Here is a 20,899-nt window from a genome sequence, read left to right as displayed (position 1 = left end):
GATGGCCCCGACGTGGGCGAAGACTTGGGTAGAGTGGGAGCGGCGAGACACCCACGCACGGCAGAGAGGCTGCAGCGAGCATGGATCGACAGCAGGAATTCGTACTGCGCACCATCGAGGAACGGGACGTGCGCTTCGTGCGTCTGTGGTTCACCGACGTCGTGGGCGCGCTGAAGTCGGTCGCCCTGGCGCCCGCCGAAGTGGAGGGCGTCTTCAGCGAAGGGCTGGGCTTCGACGGTTCCTCCATCGAGGGACTCTCCCGCGTCTTCGAGTCGGACATGCTGCTGAAGCCCGACCCTTCGAGCTTCCAGATCCTGCCGTGGCGGGGCGAGGATGAGCCCACCTCCCGGATGTTCTGCGACATCCTCACGCCGGACCAGGAGCCGGCCGCCGCTGACCCGCGCTCCGTGCTGCGCCGACAGCTCGACACCGCCGCGGAGATGGGCTTCACCTGCTACACCCACCCGGAGATCGAGTTCTACCTGCTCGACTCCGACGAGGTCGACGCGGACGGCTACCCCGTGCCGGTGGACCGGGCAGGATACTTCGACCACGTGACCGGCAGCGTCTCCCAGGACTTCCGCCGCCATGTGGTCTCCATGCTGGAGGCCGTGGGGATCTCGGTGGAGTTCAGCCATCACGAGGCCGGACCCGGCCAGAACGAGATCGACCTCCGCTACGCGGACGCGTTGACCACGGCGGACAACATCATGACCTTCCGCACGGTGATCAAGGAGGTCGCCGTGATGCAGGGCAAATACGCGACCTTCATGCCCAAGCCCTTCGCCGAGCACCCCGGCTCGGGCATGCACACGCACTTCGGCCTCTTCGAGGGCGACACGAACGCGTTCTTCGCGCCGAACGCCGAGTTCAACCTCTCCACCATCGCCCGGCAGTTCATCGCCGGTGTGCTCACCCACGCGCCGGAGTTCACGGCGGTGACCAACCAGTTCGTGAACTCCTACAAGCGCCTCTGGGGCGGGGGAGAGGCGCCGTCGCACGTCTCCTGGGGGCACAACAACCGGTCGGCCCTCATGCGGGTGCCGCTGTACAAGCCCACCAAGGGCGGCTCTGCGCGGGTGGAGTTCCGTGGCATCGACTCCTCCGCCAACCCCTACCTCGCCTACGCGGTCGTGCTGGGTGCCGGGCTGAAGGGCATCCAGGAGGAGTACCAGCTGGCGGAGGCGATCACTGAGGACGTGTGGTCTCTGACCACCCCGGAGCGCAAGGCACTGGGCATCAAGCCGTTGCCCGGCACGCTGCACGATGCGATCCGCCAGATGGAGGACTCCGAGCTCGTGGCGGAGATCCTCGGCGAGCAGGTCTTCGAGAACTTCCTGCGCAACAAGCAGCAGGAATGGGACGAGTACCGGATCAACGTCTCGCCCTTCGAGATCAACCGATACCTGGGCATGATCTGAGACCGGCCGGACGAGCATGAGCACACCGTCCACACGCGACCTGATCGCCGCCGGCTTCGACGAGCTGGACCGAGCTGCGGCCTTCCTGCAGGACGATCAGCTGCGGACGATCGGCAGGCCGGAACTCCTGGGCACGCTGAGGCGGGCCCCCGATGCCGATCAGGCCCTGCTGCTGCTCATCCGGCTGCTCGAGCAGGCACCGGACGTCCTCGCGCTGTTCGAGGAGGTCAGCGACGGCCACCATCCGCAGGCGGTCCCGCTGATCCGGCTCCTGGGCTCCTCGAGGGCGCTCGGCGAGTTCCTGGTGCGCCGCCCTGACGCGGTGCGCGTGGTGTTCGATCACCGGGAGGAGGCGGATCTTCCATCCCCCGATGGTCGGCCGCGGGTCGACGACGCTGAGGACCTCCGGCGGGTCCTGCTCGAGGAGGTGCGCGCAGTCCCCGGGTCAGAGACGCCGGTGGCCCGCCTGGATGACGGGTTCACGGCCCGCGACGCCGCGGTCGCCCTGCGAGTGGCCTATCGTCGCCTGCTCACCGCCGTGGCTCTGCGTGACCTCACCGCGTCGGACCCGCTGGCCTATCAGCCGCTGGTCTCCCAGCAGTTGGCAGACCTGGCGGCCGCGGCCGTGGAGGCCGCCCTCGCCGTGACTCGGGCGGAGCTGGTGGAGCGTCACGGCCCGATCGCCCAGCAGGTGGAGCTCGGGGTCATCGGGATGGGCAAATGCGGGGCCCGCGAGCTGAACTACATCTCCGACGTGGACGTCGTCTTCGTCCATCGCGGGCCTGAGGACGTGGACGACGCGCAGGTCAGCTCGATCGCCGGAGGGCTGGCCGGAGGCATCTCCAAGGTCATCAACTCCTCGGCGCCGGAACCAGGGCTGTGGGAGGTCGATGCGAATCTGCGGCCCGAGGGCAAGGACGGCCCGCTCACCCGCACCCTGGAGTCCCATGTGGAGTACTACAAGCGGTGGGCCCACGGTTGGGAGTTCCAGGCGCTGCTCAAGGCGCGCCCCATCGCCGGCAGCTCGGCATTGGGCGAGGCCTACATCACCACGCTGTGGCCGCTGGTGTGGAGCTCCTCGCAGCAGCCGGAGTTCGTGGAGAACGTCCAGCGCATGCGCCGGCGGGTCTTCGAACACATCCCTGCCGAGCATGTGGACCGGGAGATCAAACTCGGCCGTGGAGGGCTGCGTGACATCGAGTTCACGGTGCAGCTGCTGCAGCTGGTCCATGGACGCGTGGACGAGGAGCTGCACGTCCGGGACACGCTGACCGCCATCCGGGCGCTCGGAGAGGGCGAGTACATGGCCAGCCGGGACCAGGAGGCCATGTCCCGCTGCTACCGACAGCTGCGGCTCTACGAGCACCGGATCCAGATGTCGAACATGCGACGCACGCATCTGATGCCCAGGAGGGAGCCGGAGCTCCGCGCCCTCGCCCATGCTGTGCGGCCGCCGCAGGCTGACCGACGGGATTCCGCTGAGGACCTGCTCAAGGCCTGGCGCAGCGTGGTGCGTGAGGTGGCGAGCTTCCACGAGACGATCTTCTACCGTCCGCTGCTTTCGACCACTGCGGTGCTCTCCGACGAGGAGGTCCGCCTGTCGTCCCAGGCCGCACAGGACCGGCTCGCCGCCTTGGGGTATTCGGACACCTCCGGCGCCATGCGGCATATCGAGGCGCTCACCGCGGGAGTCACCCGGCGTGCGACGCTGCAGCGCCGCATCCTGCCGATGATGCTGGGCTGGTTCGCCGAAGGGGTGGATCCCGACTCCGGACTGCTGGCCTTCCGGAGGCTCAGCGAGTCCCTGGGCACGAGCCCCTGGTATCTGACGATGCTGCGGGACTCCTCGGTGGCCGCCGAGCGGCTGTGCCACATCCTCACCAGCTCCCGCTTCATCTCCGACCTGTTGGAGCACTCGCCGGAGTCGAGCCGGTGGCTGGGTGACGACTCTGCGCTGCGACCGCTGAGCTTCGAGTCGCTGTGGACGGAGATCCGAAATCAGCTGGCCCGGCATGAGGGGGACGCGTCCACCGCGGTCCGGCTCACCCGACTGGTGCGTCAGCGCGAGGTGCTTCGGATCGCGATCGCCGACGCCGCCGGGCTGCTGGAGCTGGACGAGGTGGGCCGTGCGCTCTCCGACGTCGACAGGGCCGCGACCCTGGGCGCCCTGCACGTGGCCGAGCGGGAGGTCTTTGCCGAGCAGGGCGAGCACGTCAAGTTCCTCGTGGTCGCCATGGGACGGCAGGGTGGCCAAGAGATCTCCTATGGGTCGGACATGGACGCCATGTTCGTGCACCGCGCCGTCGAGGGGGCGGACCCGACCGTCGCCGATGAGCAGGCCCGGCGTCTGGCGACACGGCTGACCGCTCTGCTCTCCCAGTCGGTGAAGCCGCCGGTGCGTGGGGAGGACCCCCTGAAGCTCGACACCGATCTCCGGCCCGAGGGCAAGACCGGCCCGATCTCCCGGACCCTGGAGTCCTTCCGCGAGTACTACCGGCGGTGGATGGACGTCTGGGAGCGCCAGGCGCTGCTGCGAGCCCGTCCCATCGCCGGCTGCGACGAGCTGGCGGCCGACGTCATGGAGCTGGTGGATGAGGTCCGCTACGCCCCGGCACCCTCCGAGTCTGAGGTGCGGGAGATCCGGCGGATCAAGGCCCGGGTCGAATCGGAGCGCCTTCCCCGTGGCGCCGACCCGTCCCGTCATGTGAAGCTGGGGCGCGGCGGTCTCTCCGACGTGGAATGGCTGGCCCAGCTGCTCCAGCTGCAGCATGCCTATGAGCACCCGGAGCTCCGGGTGACGAACACGCTGGACACCCTCGAGGTGCTGGTTCAGCATGAGCTGCTGGCGGCAGAGGACGCCGCCGTGCTGGCCGAGGCCTGGAGGCTGTGCACCCGAGCCAGGGCCGCCATGAAGGTGTGGAGCGGACGGACATCGGACGTGCTGCCCTCATCGCGCCGGGACCTGGAGGCCGTGGCCCGCTGGTGCGGCTTCGACGCCGGTTCCGCAGCCGCCTTCGAGGAACACTATCTGCGTACGACGCGGCGCTGCCGGCAGGTCTACGAGAGGCTCTTCTACGAAGACGTCTGACGGACTCCGAGGGTCGGACGCCGAGAACCCGGCACCGTCATGCGGTCGGCGAGAGGAGCTCCAAAGTGCGGTGCTGGACATCCTCCTCGGGTGCGAGGTTGACCAGCATCAGCTCGTCGGCCTGGACCTCCTCGGCCAGGCGGTCCAGCCAGGCGATGACCTCTGCTCCCGTGCCGGCCACGGTGCGTGAGAGCATGTCGAGCACCTGCTGACCTGCCGGATGGTCACGGAGCATGATGACGTCGTCGTCCGTCAACGTCCGGTTTCGGCCGAGCATGCTGCGGATCCAGGAGTCTTCGGCGGCTCGGCGCTGGGCCCGGGCCGCGTCGGCGTCGTCGTGGGCGATCACATTGGCCGCGGCGATGAAGTGCGGGCGGGCCTCGGGGCCGAGCAGCGACCGGGTGGCGTCGAAGGTGGACCGGTAGAGATCCGCGGCCTGGGTCAGCATCTGCGGGGCGAAGTGGGAGGCGAAGGCATAGGGCAGCCCGAGCTTGGCGGCCAGCTGGGCACCGAACAGGGAAGACCCGAGGACGTAGAGGGGGATGTCGGTGCCGTCCCCCGGGTAGGCCCGGACCCCGGGGATGCGGGAGTATCCGGACAGATAGCCGTTGAGCTCCATGATGTCGGACTCGAACCGGTCGGCCTCGGTGCCGTCGCGGCGCAGCGCCCGCATGGTCGCGCCGTCGGTGCCTGGGGCCCGACCCAGACCGAGGTCGATCCGCCCGGGGAAGAGAGTCTCCAGCATGCCGAACTGCTCGGCGATGACCAGGGGAGTGTGGTTGGGCAGCATGATGCCGCCGGAGCCGACGCGGAGGTTCTCGGTGGCCGCGGCGATGTGCTGGATCATCAGCGAGGTCGCCGAGGAGGCGATGTGGGGCATGTTGTGATGCTCGGCGAACCAGAGCCGGGTGTAGCCCAGGGTGTCGGCGGTGCGTGCCAGTCGGCGGCTGCGGGCGATGCCGTCTGCGATCGTCTCCGGGGACCGCACGGTCGCCAGATCCAGCAGGGACAGGGGACGGGATGCAGGCACAGCAGCTCCTCGGCGGTTCCGGACGGACGGGTGCGCTGACCCGTGTCAGCGCTCACCGGATCCAACAGGGGCGCGGCGGCACGTCATCCCGGATTCGCTGAGAGCATGATCACCAGGCGCGTCGGCCGAGCCGGGCCAGGAACGTGGTCTGCTCATCGGCGTCCTGGGGAGGTTCCAGCGGTGGGGCGCAGACTCCTTCGGCGTGGAGCATCTCGCCGAACCCGTCGGCGACGGCCGACGCCCAACGGACGTCCTCGGGAGGCAGCGCCTCCGGCAAGCCTGCGGCACGGGCGAGGTCCCAGCGGTGGACGAGCAGGTCGAAGCACAGGAACGAGTCGACGGAGGTCTCCCAGGGCATCTGCCCGCCGATTCCGTCGATCACCTGCGTGGCGCGGCCGCGGTCCCCGAGCTGGTCCTGGACCGCGGCGATCACGACGTCCAGGGCCTCGACGGGGGCTTCGACGGCATCAGGCACGTTCGGCGGAACGGTATCGGCGAAACCGAGCTGCATCAGGTGCGCCTCGATGACGTGGGCGACGACGTCGTGTGCGGTCCAGCCCTGGCAGGGTGAGGGCGCGTCCCACCGGCCCGGGGGCACGGAGGCGGCGGTGCTCCTGAAGTCGGCGGCAAGGCGGGCGTGACGGGCGGCGATCTCTGACATGGCGGCGGCCTCCTGCGGCCTTCGGGATGTGGTGGCCGCTGGTCGTCGGGCGTCGGGCGTGGGGTGTGCCCTCAGACCCTAGTGGCGGGCGGAGGTCGGTGGCCAGGGCGTATGGCCGTGGGTCCCGGCACCGTGGGCAGAGGGGCGCCCACCGCAGCGCACGCGAAAGGCCCCGTGGGGGACAGCCTGGCAGCTGCCGCCCACGGGGCCTTCGACGTCGACCTGAGTCTGCGGGTCAGACCGAGTAGTAGAGCTCGAACTCGTGCGGGTTCGGGCGCAGGTTCAGCGGCTCGATCTCCTGCTCACGCTTGTAGGCGATCCAGGTCTTGACGATCTCCTCGGTGAACACCCCGCCCTCGAGCAGGAACTCGTAGTCGTTCTCCAGAGCCTCCAGCGCCTCATCCAGCGAGCCGGGGGCCTGAGGGATGGTGGCCAGCTCCTCGGGCGGCAGCTCGTAGAGGTCCTTGTCGACCGGCTCGTGGGGCTCGATGCGGTTGCGGATGCCGTCCAGGCCGGCCATCATCTGCGCGGCGAAGGCCAGGTACGGGTTCCCCGAGGCGTCCGGAGCGCGGAACTCGAGGCGCTTCGCCTTCGGGTTTGCCCCGGTGATCGGGATGCGGATCGAGGCGGAACGGTTTCCCTGCGAGTACACGAGGGAGACCGGGGCCTCATAGCCCTTGACCAGTCGCTTGTAGGAGTTCACCGTCGGGTTGGTGAACGCCAGGACCGCATGGGCGTGCTTGAGCAGGCCACCGATGTACCACCGCGCGGTGTCGGAGAGGTTCGCGTAGCCCTTCTCGTCGAAGAACAGCGGCTCGCCGTCCTTCCAGAGGGACTGGTGGCAGTGCATGCCCGAGCCGTTCTCCTCGAAGACGGGCTTCGGCATGAACGTGGCCGACTTGCCGAACTGGTCGGCGGTGTTCTTCACGACGTACTTGAACTTCTGGACATCGTCGGCGGCGTGGACCAGCGTGTTGAACTTGTAGTTGATCTCCTGCTGGCCCGGAGCGGCGACCTCGTGATGGGAACGCTCGACCTCGAGGCCGGCGTTGTCCATCGCGATGCAGATCGCGTCACGGAGGTCGGCGCTCTTGTCCTGCGGCGAGACCGGGAAGTACCCGCCCTTGGTGGCGAGCTTGTGGCCCAGGTTGCCGCCTGCGAGCTCCTCGGCCGACTTCCAGTTGGCCTCGTCGGAGTCGACCGAGTAGAAGGAGGCCTGCGGCGAGGACTGCCACTTCACATCGTCGAAGAGGAAGAACTCGGCCTCAGCACCGAAGAAGGCGGTGTCGGCGATGCCGGAGGAAGCCAGGTACTCCTCGGCCTTCTGCGCGACGCCGCGCGGGTCGCGGACGTAGGGCTCGCCGGTACGCGGGTTCACGATGGAGAAGTTCATCGCCAGGGTCTTCTCGACGCGGTACTCGTCGATGAAGGCGGTGGCGACATCCGGGATGAGCTGCATGTCAGACTCTTCGATGCCCTGGAACCCGCGGATCGAGGAGCCGTCGAACAGCTGCCCGTTCTCGAAGAAGTCGAGGTCGACGGTCTTCGCCGGGACGTTGAAGTGGTGCTGACTGCCGGGGAGGTCCGTGAACCGGATGTCGACGAAGCGGACATCCTCCTCCTGGATGAACTTCAGGACTTCTTCGGGGTTGCTGAACATGCGTCCTTGCTCCTATGGATATCGTGCTGGACACCGGGCGGACCCGGTCTGCGTTGTTCACCCTAGCCGGATCGGCACAGGTGTGTGGGACCGATCACCGTCGATGACCTGATCCGGCGCGGGGTGCACCGGGGTCGTGCCGTCGTGATGGCCGGTCCGCGTCACCTGAGCCGTGGCCCGAGGCTCACGCTCTGGAGTCCACGCTAGGCAGGCAGGGTTTCTCGGCCATCACGCAGATGTTTCAGCCATGTAACTTAAGTCGCTCATCCCCGTCGGTCAGTCCCGCCCGGACAGCGTCCTCGCCCGTAGAATGGTGGGTCGGAGTCCGTCGGCAGACATGTTGCCGACGGTCCGTCGAGCAGAGGAGATCCGTGCCAGACAGCCGAGACGCGCGCCCTGGTGGTTCCGAGCCCTCCGGGGAGGGGATCGGAGACAGCTGGCCGGGGGAACGCCTGGGCCTTCCGGAGGACGGCCCAGGCAGCCTGGCCCCGTTCGGGCGCCGGGTGCTCGCTCTGCTCATCGACTGGGGGATCGCGCTGCTGATCTCCACCGTCTGGTTCGCCGGCGACCCGGTGGTGACCCTGCTGATCTTCGCCGCGATGCACATTATCCTGGTGGGTCTGCTCGGGGTGACCATCGGCAAACGACTGGTCCGCATCCAGGTGGTGCGCGGCACTCGGGCCCCGGGCCCGCTCTGGTCGGCCGTACGCACGGGGCTGCTGGTGGTGATCCTCCCGGCGATCCTCTTCGGGCCCGACGGGCGCGCCGTCCATGACCGTGTGGCGGGAACCGTTCAGCTGAGGATGTGACCGTCGACCTCGGTGTTCACCGGGGTGCCGAGGCCTGCGTCGGGGCCCCGCGGTCCAGGCCGCGGGTCCGATACGGGGCCCGCAGCCTGTCCACCAGGACTATCGCCGCGGCGATGAGCACGGCGGAGCCGAGCATGTGCAGCAGGACGAGCAGGATGGGGAGTCCGGTGAAGTGCTGGACATAGCCGATGGTGGCCTGGCCCAGGATCAGGCCGACCAACCACCAGGTGGCCTTCCGCTGAGCAGGGGACGCCTGGTGCCGGAGCTGCCGGACCAGGATGGCCAGCGTCGCCGCGCACAGCACCCACACCGGGATCGTGTGGAGGCGGGTGACCAGGTCCGGGTCGAAACCGTGCCGGGGGGCGCCCGGGTCTCCGGCGTGCGGGCCTGTGCCCGTGACGATCGTGCCCAGGACGACGGCGATCCAGCTGGCGCCCAGCACGACCGGAGCCATCGCGGAGCTGACGGAGTCCACCGGCCCGTCCACGAGGGGACGTCCGGCCTCACCGTCGTGTCGGAGCTCCAGGTTCACTCGATGCAGCAGCTGGGCGGCGAGCATGACGAGGACCGAGGACAGCACGAAGTGCAGGCCCACCACCCACGGGTTGAGGTTCGTCCAGACGGTGATGCCGCCGATCACGCCCTGCAGCGGAATGCCCAGGCCGATCAGCAGCGACCGGACGACGAGTGGACGGTGGCTGTCCCAGAGCCGGACGATCGCCAAGAACATGGCCACGCTGATGGCGATGAGCACGTAGGTGAGCAGCCGATTGCCGAACTCGATCGCACCGTGGATGCCCATCTCGGGGGTGGAGACCCAGGACTCGGGGGTGCAGCGGGGCCACTCCGGACATCCGAGGCCCGAGTCGGTGAGCCGCACGGCGCCGCCGGTGACCATGATGCCGATGTTGGACACCAGGGTGGCGATCGCCAGGATCCGCGTCATGGTCGTGATACGGGTGGGGAGTCGGCGGGTCAGGGAGTCGGTCAGCGCCATTGGAACCACCTTCGTGCGGCGAGGACGGCGAGCACGGACCAGCCCGCCAGGACGAGAGCAGGGACCGGGGCCAGTGCCCCGTCGATGGAAGCGGCGCGCAGGCCCTCGCCCAGCGCCGCGGAGGGGAGCAGGAGCAGCAGGGCGCCCGGTCCGTCATGGTCGAGCGGGAACACGGTGCCTCCGGCGGCCCCCAGCAGAACCCACAGGATGTTGGTCAGTGCGAGTGTCGCCTCTGCTCGCACCGTGCCGGCCAGCAGCAGGCCCAGCGCAGTGAAGGCGGTGGCACCCAGGATGAGGACCAGCGACAGCCACGCCAGGCCTCCGGGGTCAGGCTGCCAGCCCAGCATCAGTCCTGCCGCCCCGATGACGACCACCTGGATGACCACGACGCAGACGACGGCCACGGCCTTGCCGAGGATCAGGCCGGTCGGCCCGAGCGGAGTGGTGGACAGATAGGCCAGCACCCCGTACTGCCGTTCGAAGCCGGCCGCGATGCCCTGTCCGGTGAAGGCAGAGGCCATCACGGACAGTGCGAGCACCCCGGGGGTGATGACATCGATCCCGGGCACGCTGAGGCCTCCGGAGGTCGTGCCGGAGACGATGTCCAGACGGTGCGCTCCGATGAGCACCAACACAGGAAGGATGATCGAGACCAGCAGCTGTTCGCCGTTGCGCAGCGTGTTGCGGGTCTCGTAGAAGCCATGGGCGAGGATGCGCCGGCTCGCCGGAGCGGGGCGGGAGAGCGGCGGGGTCATGAGACGGAGACCTCCCAGAAGACGTCCTCGAGGGTGCGGGCCTCGAAGGAGACCTCGCCGGGCATCAGATCGATCTGGCGCCACCAGTCCGTGAGACGGTGGAGATCCTGGGGGCCACTGATGCCTCCGGCGGCCCACCGCGCTCCGGGCTCGTTGTCCGCCCCGCCGTCGAGGCTCATCGGCGTCGGAGCCGCCTCGAGCTCGGCACGGGTCAAAGTGCGGGGCGAGACGAAGATCAGCCGCCGGCTGCGCCCGTCGTCGGTGAGCTCGGCCACGGTGCCGTGCCGCACGACGACGCCGTCCTTGAGGATGTGCACCGAATCGGCCAGGCGTTGGGCCTCCTCCAGCAGATGGGTGGTCAGCACGATGCCCAGCCCCCGGTCCCGCAGATGCGTGACCAGCTCGAAGACGGTCTGCCGCGACTGTGGATCCAGGCCGGCCGACGGTTCGTCCAGGAAGACGGCCTCCGGGCGGCCGATGAGGCTGGCGGCCAGGGCGACGCGCTGCCGCTGCCCGCCGGAGAGGCGGCGCACGGTGGTGCCCATGAATCCGGACATGTCCAGGCGGTCCACCAGGTCCTGAAGCGGCCAGGGGTCCGCGTGGAGCCGGGCGACGTGTTCGAGCAGCACCTTCGGTCGCACCGACTGGGGGAGGCCGCCGTCCTGGAGCATGACGCCGACCCGGGCGCGCAGCCCAGCCCCGGCCCGCCAGGGGTCCTCGCCCAGCAGGGAGACCGTGCCCTGGGAGGGTCGCAGCAGGCCTTGCGCGCAGCCCAGTGCGGTGGTCTTCCCCGCACCGTTGGGCCCCAGGAGGACGGTCACTTCGCCGCGGCGGGCGGTGAAGTCGACGCCGCGGAGGATCTCCTGCACACCGGTTGCGGACCGGGCGGAGCCGACCGCGTATCGGACCTGGCGCAGGCTGAGGCAGAGGGGATGCTGGGGCACCAGGACATTCTACATTTCTACAGGTTGTAGTAGAGGTCGAGGGTGCTGGAGGGTGGGAGGATGACATCCTGTGCCGAGGCTCGTGGCCCCGGCTGTGATCTGCATCAATGCAGGGTCGCCTTACTGGCACGCCTGTTTTGAATAAGTCATAATAGGATCATGTATTCGAGCCGGAGCTCCGCAGAGCCCGTGTCGGCGCAGGTCGACGCGGGTCGGGACGGCGACGGCACCACGCGTGAGCGGGTGCTGCAGCTCGTCGTGGAGGAGGGCCCCATCAGCGCTGCGGCGCTCGGGAGGCGCCTTGACCTCACGGCCGCCGCTGTACGCCGTCACCTCGACGCGATGACCGAGCAGGGCATCGTGGAGATCAAGAACGTCACCTCCCGTCGCAAGGGTGCCGGACGTCCTTCCCGACGCTACGTGATCTCGCAGGAGGGCCAGCAGGTACTCGGCGACGACTATCTCGGGCTGGCCCGGCGGGCTCTCGACGTGCTCGGCGACGCCGTCGGTGACGAGGCGCCCCGCGCGCTGGCAGAGGCCTACTTCGCCGGCCACGAGGATCGCTACCGCCAGCACCTGGCCGGCATCGACGACCTCGACGAGCGTGCGGAGAGACTGGCCGAGCTCTTCAGCGAGGACGGGTTCGCCGGCTTCACCCGCAAAGTGGGCCGGGACAATCCGCTGCTGGCCATGCAGTCCACCCAGCTCTGTCAGGGACACTGCCCGGTGCGGGAAATAGCTGAGGCCCATCCGGTGTTCTGCGAGGAAGAGACCGAGATGATCTCTCGCCTGCTCGAAGTGGACGTCCGGCGGCTCTCGACGCAGGCCGCGGGAGCCCACGTCTGCACCACACACGTCCCGGTGGGCCGCGAGCGGCTCGCCGCCGAACAGCGGGCCCGACGTGCAGCGTCCGATGCCCCGCAGGACCCCACGACACGCACCGCCTCCGCAGGCAGCCGCCTGTCCGGTGGACGCAAGAGAATCGTCATCTCCCCCCGTCAACAAGAGAGGTTGTCATGACCGAGCAGATCCAGCGCACCGAGGACCCGGGCGTCATCTCTGAGATCCTGGAGAAGAATCCGGAGCTCAACGCGATCGGGGCCTATGAGTACGGCTGGTCCGACTCCGACGTCGCCGGCGCCAACGCCAAGCGCGGTCTCGACGAGGCCGTCGTCGCCGACATCTCCTCCAAGAAGGACGAGCCGGAGTGGATGCTCAAGCTGCGCAAGAAGGGCCTGAAGTACTTCGAGCGCAAGCCGCTGCCGATGTGGGGAGCCGACCTCTCTGAGATCGACTTCGACAACATCAAGTACTTCGTGCGCTCCACGGAGAAGCAGGCCCGCACCTGGGAGGACCTGCCCGAGGACATCCGCAACACCTATGAGAAGCTCGGCATCCCGGAGGCCGAGCGTGAGCGTCTGGTGGCCGGCGTGGCCGCCCAGTACGAGTCTGAGGTGGTCTACCACCAGATCCGTGAGGACCTGGAGGAGCAGGGCGTCATCTTCATGGACACCGACACCGCACTGAAGGAGCACCCGGAGTTCTTCGAGGAGTACTTCGGCTCCGTCATCCCGGTGGGCGACAACAAGTTCGCCGCCCTGAACACCGCGGTGTGGTCCGGCGGCTCCTTCGTCTACGTCCCCAAGGGCGTGCACGTCGAGATCCCGCTCCAGGCCTACTTCCGCATCAACACCGAGAACATGGGTCAGTTCGAGCGAACCCTGATCATCGCCGACGAGGACTCCTACGTCCACTACATCGAGGGCTGCACCGCCCCGATCTATGACACGGACTCGCTGCACTCGGCGGTCGTGGAGATCGTGGTCAAGAAGAACGCCCGCGTGCGCTACACGACCATCCAGAACTGGTCGAACAACGTGTACAACCTGGTCACCAAGCGCGCCGTCGTCGACGCCGGCGGCACCATGGAGTGGATCGACGGAAACATCGGTTCCAAGGTCACCATGAAGTACCCCGCGGTCTACCTGACCGGTGAGCACGCCAAGGGTGAGACCCTCTCCGTGGCCTTCGCCGGCGAGGGTCAGCACCAGGACACCGGCTCCAAGATGGTCCACATGGCGCCGCACACCTCGAGCTCCATCGTCTCGAAGTCGGTGGCCCGCAACGGTGGGCGCGCCTCCTACCGCGGCCTGGTCCAGGTCAACGAGGGAGCCGAGCACTCGGCGAACTCCGTGGTGTGTGACGCCCTGCTGGTGGACACGATCTCAAAGACCGACACCTACCCGTACATCGACATCCGCGAGGACGACGTGACCCTCGGGCACGAGGCCACCGTCTCCAAGGTCTCCGAGGACCAGCTGTTCTACCTCATGGCCCGCGGGCTGGCCGAGGACGAGGCCATGGCGATGATCGTGCGCGGCTTCATCGAGCCGATCGCCCGGGAGCTGCCGATGGAGTACGCCCTCGAGCTGAACCGCCTCATCGAGCTGCAGATGGAAGGCTCGGTCGGCTGACCGGAGGCCTCATCGCCGTACGCACGGACACCCGCTCCGGGGGGAGCCCCCCCCGGGGCGGGTCTCCGTGAGATCAGACTTCACCCACATCTCCACGACAGACAAGGGACGAGGAACAGATGACGAACACCCCCGCTGACCAGGCGGAGAAGGTCGCAGGAGTGGAGGTCGGCGAACGCCGCATCTCCATCCCCGGCATGACGGAGGAGGGCGAGAACCTCGCCGCTGAGACCAACCAGGCCGCTGAGCACAGCCACGGCGGGCTCGGTGAGACGAAGCAGCTGACCTCCGGCATCGGCTCCCGGGCCAACCGGCACACCGGATTCGACGTCGCCGGCTTCCCGCAGCCGAGCGGCCGTGAGGAGGAGTGGCGCTTCACTCCGCTGAAGAAGCTGACCGGCGTGCTGACCGACGAGGCAGGTCAGGCCGACGCCGCGGAGCACCGCGTCACCGCCTCCGAGGACGTCTTCGTCTCCTCGCTGGCCCAGGGGATCGCTCCGCGCGACAGCGTCCTGCAGCCGGCGGACCGCGCAGCCGCCGTCGCGGCCAAGAACGTCGACGACGCGCTGCACGTCAGCGTGCCGGCCGACGTCGAGGTCGCGGAGCCGATCCGCGTGGACATCACCGGGGCGGGCGCCGGACGTCGCGCCAACAGCCACATCGTGCTGCAGGCCGGGACCCACGCGAAGGCGGTGTTCGTGCTCGAGCACCGCGGCAGCGCGGCCTTCAACGGCAACGTGGAGGTGATCGTTGGCGACGGCGCCGACGTGAAGGTGATCTCCCTGCAGCGCTGGGACGACGACGCCGTCCACGTCGGACAGCACGACGCCGAGGTCGGTCGCGACGCGTCCTACAAGCACGTCGCCGTGTCGCTGGGCGGCGCAGTCATCCGCCTCAACACCAACTTCCGCTACGCCGCCGAGGGTGCGGAGGCGGAGATGTACGGCCTGTACTTCGCCGATGCCGGTCAGCACATTGAGCACCGGACGTTCGTGGACCACAACTCGCCGCGGAACACGTCCAACGTCCTGTACAAGGGCGCTCTCCAGGGCGCCTCGGCCCGCACCGTGTGGGTGGGTGACGTGCTCATCCGCAAGGAGGCCGTGGGGACCGACTCCTACGAGAAGAACCAGAATCTGGTGCTCACCGACGGAGCCCGCGCGGACTCGGTGCCGAACCTGGAGATCGAGACCGGCGTCATCGAGGGGGCCGGGCACGCCTCCTCCACCGGACGGTTCGACGAGAACCACCTCTTCTACCTCATGGCCCGGGGCATCCCGGAGAAGGAGGCCCGCCAGCTGGTGGTCCGTGGCTTCCTGAACGAGATCATACAGAAGATCGGTGTGTCCAGCATCGAGGACTCCCTCCAGGAGGACCTGGAGAACGAGCTGGAGATCGCCGGCTTCTGAGCATCGCCGGGCGCGCGCCCGGACTGCCCCACCCGCTTGACACTGACGCTTCACGACACAGCAAAGGACGACGGACACGACATGTCTACTCTCGAGATCAAGGACCTCCACGTCTCCATCGAGACCGAGCAGGGCACCAAGGAGATCCTCAAGGGCGTCTCCCTGACCATCACCTCCGGTGAGATCCACGCCATCATGGGCCCCAACGGCTCCGGCAAGTCCACCCTGGCCGCCACCATCGCCGGGCACCCCCGCTACGAGGTGACCTCCGGGTCCATCACCCTCGACGGCGAGGACGTCCTGGAGATGGGCGTGGACGAGCGCGCCCAGGCCGGCCTGTTCCTGGCCATGCAGTACCCGGTGGAGGTCCCTGGTGTGACCATGACCAACTTCCTGCGCACCGCGAAGACCGCCCTGGACGGCGAGGCGCCGAAGCTCCGCACCTGGACCAAGGAGGTCCGCGAGGCGATGGAGCAGCTGAAGATCGACGCCGACTTCGCCAGCCGCAACGTCAACGAGGGCTTCTCCGGCGGTGAGAAGAAGCGCGTGGAGATCCTGCAGCTGGAGCTGTTCAAGCCGAAGTTCGCCGTCCTGGACGAGACCGACTCGGGTCTGGACATCGACGCCCTGCGCGTGGTCTCCGAGGGCGTCAACCGCGCCCATGAGGCCAACGGCATGGGCACCATGCTCATCACGCACTACACCCGCATCCTCAACTACATCAAGCCCGACCACGTCCACGTGTTCATCGACGGGCGCGTCGCCGAGCACGGTGGTCCGGAGCTCGCTGATGAGCTGGAGGAGAAGGGCTACGACCGCTTCCTCGCGGCCACCGCCTGAGACGACCATCTCGAGAGGCACTGATCCCATGACCGCTGCTCACCCGCAGCCCGCGCCGGCCGCCGGCTCCGCCCGCTCTCTGAGCGCGGCGGAGCTGGCGGCCGTCCGTGCGGACTTCCCGCTGCTGGAGCGCACCGTGCGTGACGGGCGGCCGCTGGTCTACCTGGACACCGCGGCGACCGCGCAGAAGCCCCGTGCTGTGCTCGAGGCGGAACGGCACTTCTACGAGCGCACCAACGCCGCTGTCCACCGCGGTGCCCATCAGGTCGCCGAAGAGGCCACAGAGGTCTACGAGGCGGCTCGGGCCGCCGTCGCCGGCTTCGTCGGGGCCGACGAGGACGAGATCGTGTGGACCAAGAACGCCACCGAGGCGCTCAACCTGGTCAGCCACGGCTTCCTCAGCGCCACGCTGGACGCCCGGCTCGGACGCGGCGAATCCGCGACGTCGGAGCGCTTCGCCCTCGCGGAAGGTGACGAGATCGTGGTCACCGAGGCCGAGCACCACGCGAACCTGGTGCCCTGGCAGCAGCTCGCCGCACGGACCGGAGCCACGCTGCGGTGGATCGGCCTCACGGATGAGGGCCGCCTGGATCCGGAGACGTTCTCCGTGATCACCGAGCGCACCCGAATCGTGGCGCTGACGCACGCCTCCAACGTCACCGGCGCGATCAGCCCTGTGGCCGACGTCGTCGCGCACGCGCGGCGCGTCGGCGCCGTCGTGGTGCTGGATGCCTGCCAGTCCGCAGCCCACCTGCCGTTGGACGTCCACGGTCTCGACGTCGACTTCGCCGCGTTCTCCGGGCACAAGATGCTCGCTCCCACCGGTGTGGGCGTCCTGTACGGTCGCCGTGAGCTGCTGGAGCTCCTGCCGCCGTTCATCACCGGCGGATCGATGGTGGAGGTCGTCACCATGGAGACCACCACGTTCATGCCGCCGCCGAACCGTTTCGAAGCCGGCACGCAGATGGTCGCCCAGACCGTGGGGATGCACGCCGCTGTGGAGTATCTCCACGGTGTGGGTATGGAGTCCTTCGCCGCACATGAGGAGGAGCTGACCCGGCTGCTGCTCGACGGGATCGCCTCGGTCCCCGGTGTGCGGGTGCTGGGCCCCACGGATCCCGTCGACCGGCTCGCCGTGGTGGCCTTCGACGTCGAGGGGGTGCACCCGCACGATGTGGGCCAGGTGCTCGACGACGCCGGTATCGCCGTGCGCGTGGGACATCACTGTGCCCAGCCGGTGCATCGGCGGCTCGGCGTCCACGCCTCGGCCCGAGCCTCAGCCGGCGTCTACACCACGCCTGACGAGGTCGCGGCGTTCGTGGAGGCGCTGGGGCGTGTGAGGCCGTTCTTCGGCCTCGGGGGGAGCACCTCGGGAGGGCAGCATGGCTGACGCCCTGGAGCAGCTCTACCAACAGGTGATCCTCGACCACTCCCGGGAACGCCACGGGGCAGGTGCGCTGGAGAACTACGACGGCGAATCCTTCCAGGTCAACCCGACCTGCGGCGACGAGGCCCGGCTCTGGGTCAGGCTGGACTCCTCGGAGGACGGCACGGACCTGCGCATCGCGGGTCTGGGCTGGGAGGGCCACGGCTGCTCGATCTCCCAGGCCTCGCTGTCGGTCATGCATGACCTCGTCGACGGCACGCAGGTCTCGGAGGCCGAAGAGCTGGGGGAGACCTTCCGGGAGCTCATGCGTGGTCGAGGCCGCCCCTTGGCGGACGAGGAACGACAGGAGAGGCTGGAGGACGCCTCGGCCTTCGTGGGCGTCGCGAAGTATCCGGCGCGCATCAAGTGCGCCCTGCTGGGCTGGATGGCGCTGCACGACGCCCTGCTGCAGGCGCGCGTCTCCCGCACGCCGAGCACCGAAGACTGACACCCCGGCCGGACAGGCCGGGCATACATGGCGACACCGTGGCGTTACGCCATCGAAGGAAGGAGTGCGGACCATGAGTGAGACCCCGACCGCCGAGCGGACACCGCTCGAAGACATCGAAGAGGCCCTCAAAGAGGTCATCGACCCGGAGCTGGGCATCAACGTCGTCGACCTGGGCCTGCTCTACGGCCTGAACTACGCCGAGGACGGCGCCCTGGTCATCGACATGACCCTCACCACCGCCGCCTGCCCGCTGACCGACGTCCTGGAGGACCAGGTCGGCCAGCACGTGGGCACCATGGTGGACGAGTGGCGGCTCAACTGGGTGTGGATGCCGCCGTGGGGGCCGGAGAAGATCACCGAGGACGGCCGCGAGCAGATGCGGGCCCTCGGCTTCAACATCTGAGCCTTCAGCGGCCCTCAGGCTCCTGCAGGGCGAGTCGGCGGTAGCGAGCGATCGCTGCCGCCGGCTCGTCGTCGTCCACGAGCCGCCCCTGATCGAATACGAGGACCCGGTCCGCCTGGGCCGCGAACTCCAGATCATGGGTGGCCAGCAGCAGGGGCACCTGCAGCTCGAGCAGGCGGCGGCGGAACTCTGCGGCATTGCGCAGATCCAGCAGTGTGGTGGGTTCGTCGGCGATCACCAGCTCGGGCTCAGTGGCCAGCACTCCGGCCAGGGCGACCTTCTGCCGCTCGCCGGAGGAGAGCTCGTAGACGCTCGACTCCGCCCGGTGTCCGAGTTCCAGCTGTGTCAGGATCTCCCGCATCCGGCGGGTGCGCTCGGCGCGGGACTTCACCGTCTCCCGCAGCGAGAACTCGATGTCCTCGCCCACCACCGGCATGATGATCTGTGCCTGCGGGTTCGCGAAGATGAACCCCGACCGCGGCACGGCCGGGGAGAAGCGGATCTCCCCGGCGGTGGGTGCGACCAGGCCCGCCACCAGCCGCAGCAGCGTGGACTTGCCGGAGCCGTTGGCCCCGACGACCGCGACCACCGGCTCGTCCAGGGTGAGGCTCAGCTCGTGGAGGATCGTCCGACGCGAGCCATCGGGCAGGTCCACGGCGACGTGGACGGCGTCGACCTCGGTGACCAGGCGCTGCGGGCCAGAGGCGGGGACCCGCGAGCCCGATTGGACAGCCTCGTTAGACTGTCCAGGGTGTGCCGGAGCGTCGGCGCCCTTCAGCGTGCTCCTCGTCGCTCCGTCCGTCATCTCAGCCATGTCTCGACTGCTGCTCCGATCTGCGGCGGTCCGCGTCTCTCCCAGGAAGGCCTGTCAACTGTGATCAGCGTATCGAACCTCGAGCTGCGAGCCGGCGCCCGTCTGCTCATGGACGAGGTGTCCTTCCGCATCGACGCCGGTGACAAGGTGGGTCTGGTGGGGCGCAACGGCGCGGGGAAGACCACCATGACCAAGGTGCTCGCCGGCCAGGCCCTGCCCGCGGCCGGTCACGTCGAGCGCACCGGGTCGATCGGGTACCTGCCCCAGGACCCCCGAGTGGAGAACATGGAGCAGCTCGCCCGCGACCGCATCCTCTCTGCGCGCGGTCTTGACGAGGTCGTGGCCAAGATGCGCCAGGCCGAGGAGCAGATGAGCTCCTCTGACGACGCCGTCCAGGCCCGGGCCATGAAGCGCTACTCCACCCTGGAGGCTCGGTTCGTGGCAGCCGGCGGCTACGCCGCAGAGTCTGAGGCGGCCACCATCTGTGCGAACCTCGACTTGCCGGAGCGCATCCTCACCCAGCCGTTGAAGACGCTCTCCGGCGGCCAGCGGCGGCGCGTGGAGCTGGCGCGGATCCTCTTCTCGGACGCCGACACCCTTCTTCTCGACGAGCCGACCAACCACCTGGACCAGGACTCCATCGTCTGGCTCCGGGACTACCTGCAGCACTTTTCGGGCGGATTCATCGTGATCTCCCACGACGTGGAGCTCATGGAGCGCACCGTCAACAAGGTGCTGTACCTGGATGCCAACCGGTGTGTGGTGGACGTCTACAACATGGGGTGGAAGAACTATCTCGTTCAGCGGGAGCAGGACGAGGCGCGACGCAAGCGCGAGTTCGCCAATGCCGAGAAGAAGGCCACGGCGCTGCGCTCCCAGGCGGAGAAGATGCGTGCCAAGGCCACCAAGGCGGTCGCCGCGCAGAACATGTTGAAGCGGGCCGACCGCATGATGGTCGGACTCGAAGGAGAGCGACAGGCGGACCGGGTGGCCAACATCCGCTTCCCGAAGCCGGCGTCCTGCGGCAAGACGCCGCTGTTCGCCGAAGGGCTCTCGAAGTCCTATGGCTCCCTGGAGATCTTCACCGGTGTGGACCTGGCGATCGACCGAGGCTCCCGGGTGGTCATCCTCGGCTACAACGGGGCAGGCAAGACCACACTGCTGCGCATGCTCGCCGGAGTCGCCCAGCCAGACTCCGGGGCTGTCATCCCTGGACACGGGCTCAAGCTGGGCTACTACGCCCAGGAGCACGACACCTTGGACACCGAACGCACCGTGTTGGAGAACATGAAGACCGCCGCACCGGAGCTGGCGGACACCGAGCAGCGCAAGATCCTGGGTTCGTTCCTGTTCTCCGGCGATGACGTCCACAAGCCGGCGGAGGTGCTCTCCGGCGGTGAGAAGACCCGTCTGGCCCTGGCCACCCTGGTCGCCTCCAGCGCCAACGTGCTGCTGCTCGACGAGCCCACGAACAACCTGGATCCCGCCTCCCGTGAGGAGATCCTGGCCGCGCTGCGGACCTACGAGGGCGCCGTCGTGCTGGTCACCCACGACGAGGGTGCGGTGGAGGCACTGGATCCGGAGCGTGTGGTGCTGCTGCCCGACGGCGTCGAGGACCTCTACACCGCCGAATACCAGGACCTGGTCACCCTGGCCTGATCCTGGCTCCCCACAGCACAGGGCCGGGAGCGACGACTCATCGTCGCTCCCGGCCCTG

The 20,899-nt window shown here is 68.5% G+C and carries 18 protein-coding genes; 11 read left to right on the top strand and 7 right to left on the bottom strand.

What is annotated here, in order from left to right; genetic code table 11:
* Positions 1-80 precede the first annotated feature (80 nt).
* Together glnA (ABD658_RS02310) and ABD658_RS02305 are read left to right on the top strand one after the other, a co-directional pair.
* Positions 81-1,421, top strand: a complete 1,341-nt coding sequence (gene glnA / locus ABD658_RS02310) for a type I glutamate--ammonia ligase (protein ID WP_085437316.1) — start codon at positions 81-83, stop codon at positions 1,419-1,421.
* Positions 1,422-1,437: 16 nt separating this feature from the next.
* Positions 1,438-4,509: a bifunctional [glutamine synthetase] adenylyltransferase/[glutamine synthetase]-adenylyl-L-tyrosine phosphorylase gene (locus ABD658_RS02305; protein WP_344683071.1), complete on the top strand. Its 3,072-nt coding sequence runs from the start codon at positions 1,438-1,440 to the stop codon at positions 4,507-4,509.
* 37 nt (positions 4,510-4,546) lie between these two features.
* Here ABD658_RS02305 and ABD658_RS02300 read toward each other — a convergent pair whose 3' ends face one another.
* The 3 genes from ABD658_RS02300 to glnA (ABD658_RS02290) form a co-directional block, all read right to left on the bottom strand.
* Complete coding sequence (locus tag ABD658_RS02300; RefSeq protein ID WP_344683069.1) at positions 4,547-5,539, bottom strand: LLM class flavin-dependent oxidoreductase; 993 nt, start codon at positions 5,537-5,539, stop codon at positions 4,547-4,549.
* 109 nt (positions 5,540-5,648) lie between these two features.
* Entirely contained in the window at positions 5,649-6,200 is a 552-nt protein-coding gene (locus ABD658_RS02295) for a maleylpyruvate isomerase family mycothiol-dependent enzyme (protein ID WP_344683067.1), read from the bottom strand.
* A 235-nt stretch (positions 6,201-6,435) separates the two neighbouring features.
* On the bottom strand, positions 6,436-7,860 hold the full coding sequence (gene glnA, locus ABD658_RS02290) for a type I glutamate--ammonia ligase (RefSeq protein WP_070162426.1): 1,425 nt from the start codon (positions 7,858-7,860) through the stop codon (positions 6,436-6,438).
* A gap of 371 nt (positions 7,861-8,231) precedes the next feature.
* Between glnA (ABD658_RS02290) and ABD658_RS02285 the strand changes: the two genes are divergently transcribed.
* Positions 8,232-8,669, top strand: coding sequence for an RDD family protein (locus ABD658_RS02285; protein ID WP_344683064.1), 438 nt, complete (start codon positions 8,232-8,234; stop codon positions 8,667-8,669).
* A gap of 16 nt (positions 8,670-8,685) precedes the next feature.
* On the opposite strand, the gene ABD658_RS02280 is transcribed toward ABD658_RS02285, so the two are convergent.
* The 3 genes from ABD658_RS02280 to ABD658_RS02270 are packed head-to-tail and all read right to left on the bottom strand — an operon-like array spanning position 8,686 to position 11,365.
* A complete protein-coding gene (locus ABD658_RS02280; protein ID WP_344683062.1) occupies positions 8,686-9,666 on the bottom strand; it encodes a COX15/CtaA family protein in 981 nt (326 codons plus the stop codon).
* Entirely contained in the window at positions 9,657-10,421 is a 765-nt protein-coding gene (locus ABD658_RS02275; RefSeq protein WP_344683060.1) for an ABC transporter permease, read from the bottom strand. The genes ABD658_RS02280 and ABD658_RS02275 overlap by 10 nt, the downstream gene beginning before the upstream one ends.
* Entirely contained in the window at positions 10,418-11,365 is a 948-nt protein-coding gene (locus ABD658_RS02270; protein ID WP_237089990.1) for an ABC transporter ATP-binding protein, read from the bottom strand. Before ABD658_RS02270 ends, ABD658_RS02275 begins: the two co-directional genes overlap by 4 nt.
* A 159-nt stretch (positions 11,366-11,524) precedes the next feature.
* On the opposite strand from ABD658_RS02270, the gene ABD658_RS02265 reads away from it, so the two are divergent.
* The 7 genes from ABD658_RS02265 (at position 11,525) to ABD658_RS02235 (ending at position 18,368) form a co-directional block, all read left to right on the top strand.
* Complete coding sequence (locus ABD658_RS02265; RefSeq protein WP_344683057.1) at positions 11,525-12,385, top strand: helix-turn-helix transcriptional regulator; 861 nt, start codon at positions 11,525-11,527, stop codon at positions 12,383-12,385.
* Positions 12,382-13,839, top strand: coding sequence for a Fe-S cluster assembly protein SufB (gene sufB, locus ABD658_RS02260; RefSeq protein WP_070162433.1), 1,458 nt, complete (start codon positions 12,382-12,384; stop codon positions 13,837-13,839). Before ABD658_RS02265 ends, sufB begins: the two co-directional genes overlap by 4 nt.
* Positions 13,840-13,958: 119 nt before the next feature.
* A complete protein-coding gene (sufD, locus tag ABD658_RS02255) occupies positions 13,959-15,248 on the top strand; it encodes a Fe-S cluster assembly protein SufD (RefSeq protein WP_344683055.1) in 1,290 nt (429 codons plus the stop codon).
* Between the two features lie 81 nt (positions 15,249-15,329).
* Positions 15,330-16,088, top strand: a complete 759-nt coding sequence (gene sufC / locus ABD658_RS02250; protein WP_070162438.1) for a Fe-S cluster assembly ATPase SufC — start codon at positions 15,330-15,332, stop codon at positions 16,086-16,088.
* 28 nt (positions 16,089-16,116) lie between these two features.
* Positions 16,117-17,478: a SufS family cysteine desulfurase gene (locus ABD658_RS02245; protein ID WP_311024391.1), complete on the top strand. Its 1,362-nt coding sequence runs from the start codon at positions 16,117-16,119 to the stop codon at positions 17,476-17,478.
* On the top strand, positions 17,471-17,962 hold the full coding sequence (sufU, locus tag ABD658_RS02240; protein WP_070162441.1) for a Fe-S cluster assembly sulfur transfer protein SufU: 492 nt from the start codon (positions 17,471-17,473) through the stop codon (positions 17,960-17,962). The genes ABD658_RS02245 and sufU overlap by 8 nt, the downstream gene beginning before the upstream one ends.
* A gap of 73 nt (positions 17,963-18,035) precedes the next feature.
* A complete protein-coding gene (locus ABD658_RS02235; protein ID WP_070162443.1) occupies positions 18,036-18,368 on the top strand; it encodes a metal-sulfur cluster assembly factor in 333 nt (110 codons plus the stop codon).
* A gap of 4 nt (positions 18,369-18,372) precedes the next feature.
* On the opposite strand, the gene ABD658_RS02230 is transcribed toward ABD658_RS02235, so the two are convergent.
* Complete coding sequence (locus tag ABD658_RS02230; RefSeq protein ID WP_237089989.1) at positions 18,373-19,182, bottom strand: energy-coupling factor ABC transporter ATP-binding protein; 810 nt, start codon at positions 19,180-19,182, stop codon at positions 18,373-18,375.
* Positions 19,183-19,242: 60 nt separating this feature from the next.
* On the opposite strand from ABD658_RS02230, the gene ABD658_RS02225 reads away from it, so the two are divergent.
* Positions 19,243-20,841 carry an ABC-F family ATP-binding cassette domain-containing protein gene (locus ABD658_RS02225; protein ID WP_085437308.1) on the top strand — a complete coding sequence of 533 codons (1,599 nt, stop codon included), beginning with the start codon at positions 19,243-19,245 and terminating at the stop codon, positions 20,839-20,841.
* The last annotated feature ends 58 nt before the right edge of the window (positions 20,842-20,899 follow it).

The sequence above is a fragment of the Nesterenkonia aethiopica genome, from assembly GCF_039534665.1.
GTDB lineage: Bacteria > Actinomycetota > Actinomycetes > Actinomycetales > Micrococcaceae > Nesterenkonia > Nesterenkonia aethiopica.
This window is presented reverse-complemented; position numbering and strand designations above follow the sequence as displayed.

Bases quoted from the DNA above. Each gene is read 5' to 3' on its own strand.
- glnA (WP_085437316.1), top strand. From the start codon at position 81: ATGGATCGACAGCAGGAATTCGTACTGCGCACCATCGAGGAACGGGAC.
- ABD658_RS02305 (WP_344683071.1), top strand. From the start codon at position 1,438: ATGAGCACACCGTCCACACGCGACCTGATCGCCGCCGGCTTCGACGAG.
- ABD658_RS02295 (WP_344683067.1), bottom strand. From the start codon at position 6,200: ATGTCAGAGATCGCCGCCCGTCACGCCCGCCTTGCCGCCGACTTCAGG.
- glnA (WP_070162426.1), bottom strand. From the start codon at position 7,860: ATGTTCAGCAACCCCGAAGAAGTCCTGAAGTTCATCCAGGAGGAGGAT.
- ABD658_RS02280 (WP_344683062.1), bottom strand. From the start codon at position 9,666: ATGGCGCTGACCGACTCCCTGACCCGCCGACTCCCCACCCGTATCACG.
- ABD658_RS02275 (WP_344683060.1), bottom strand. From the start codon at position 10,421: ATGACCCCGCCGCTCTCCCGCCCCGCTCCGGCGAGCCGGCGCATCCTC.
- ABD658_RS02265 (WP_344683057.1), top strand. From the start codon at position 11,525: ATGTATTCGAGCCGGAGCTCCGCAGAGCCCGTGTCGGCGCAGGTCGAC.
- sufB (WP_070162433.1), top strand. From the start codon at position 12,382: ATGACCGAGCAGATCCAGCGCACCGAGGACCCGGGCGTCATCTCTGAG.
- sufD (WP_344683055.1), top strand. From the start codon at position 13,959: ATGACGAACACCCCCGCTGACCAGGCGGAGAAGGTCGCAGGAGTGGAG.
- sufC (WP_070162438.1), top strand. From the start codon at position 15,330: ATGTCTACTCTCGAGATCAAGGACCTCCACGTCTCCATCGAGACCGAG.
- ABD658_RS02245 (WP_311024391.1), top strand. From the start codon at position 16,117: ATGACCGCTGCTCACCCGCAGCCCGCGCCGGCCGCCGGCTCCGCCCGC.
- sufU (WP_070162441.1), top strand. From the start codon at position 17,471: ATGGCTGACGCCCTGGAGCAGCTCTACCAACAGGTGATCCTCGACCAC.
- ABD658_RS02235 (WP_070162443.1), top strand. From the start codon at position 18,036: ATGAGTGAGACCCCGACCGCCGAGCGGACACCGCTCGAAGACATCGAA.
- ABD658_RS02230 (WP_237089989.1), bottom strand. From the start codon at position 19,182: ATGGCTGAGATGACGGACGGAGCGACGAGGAGCACGCTGAAGGGCGCC.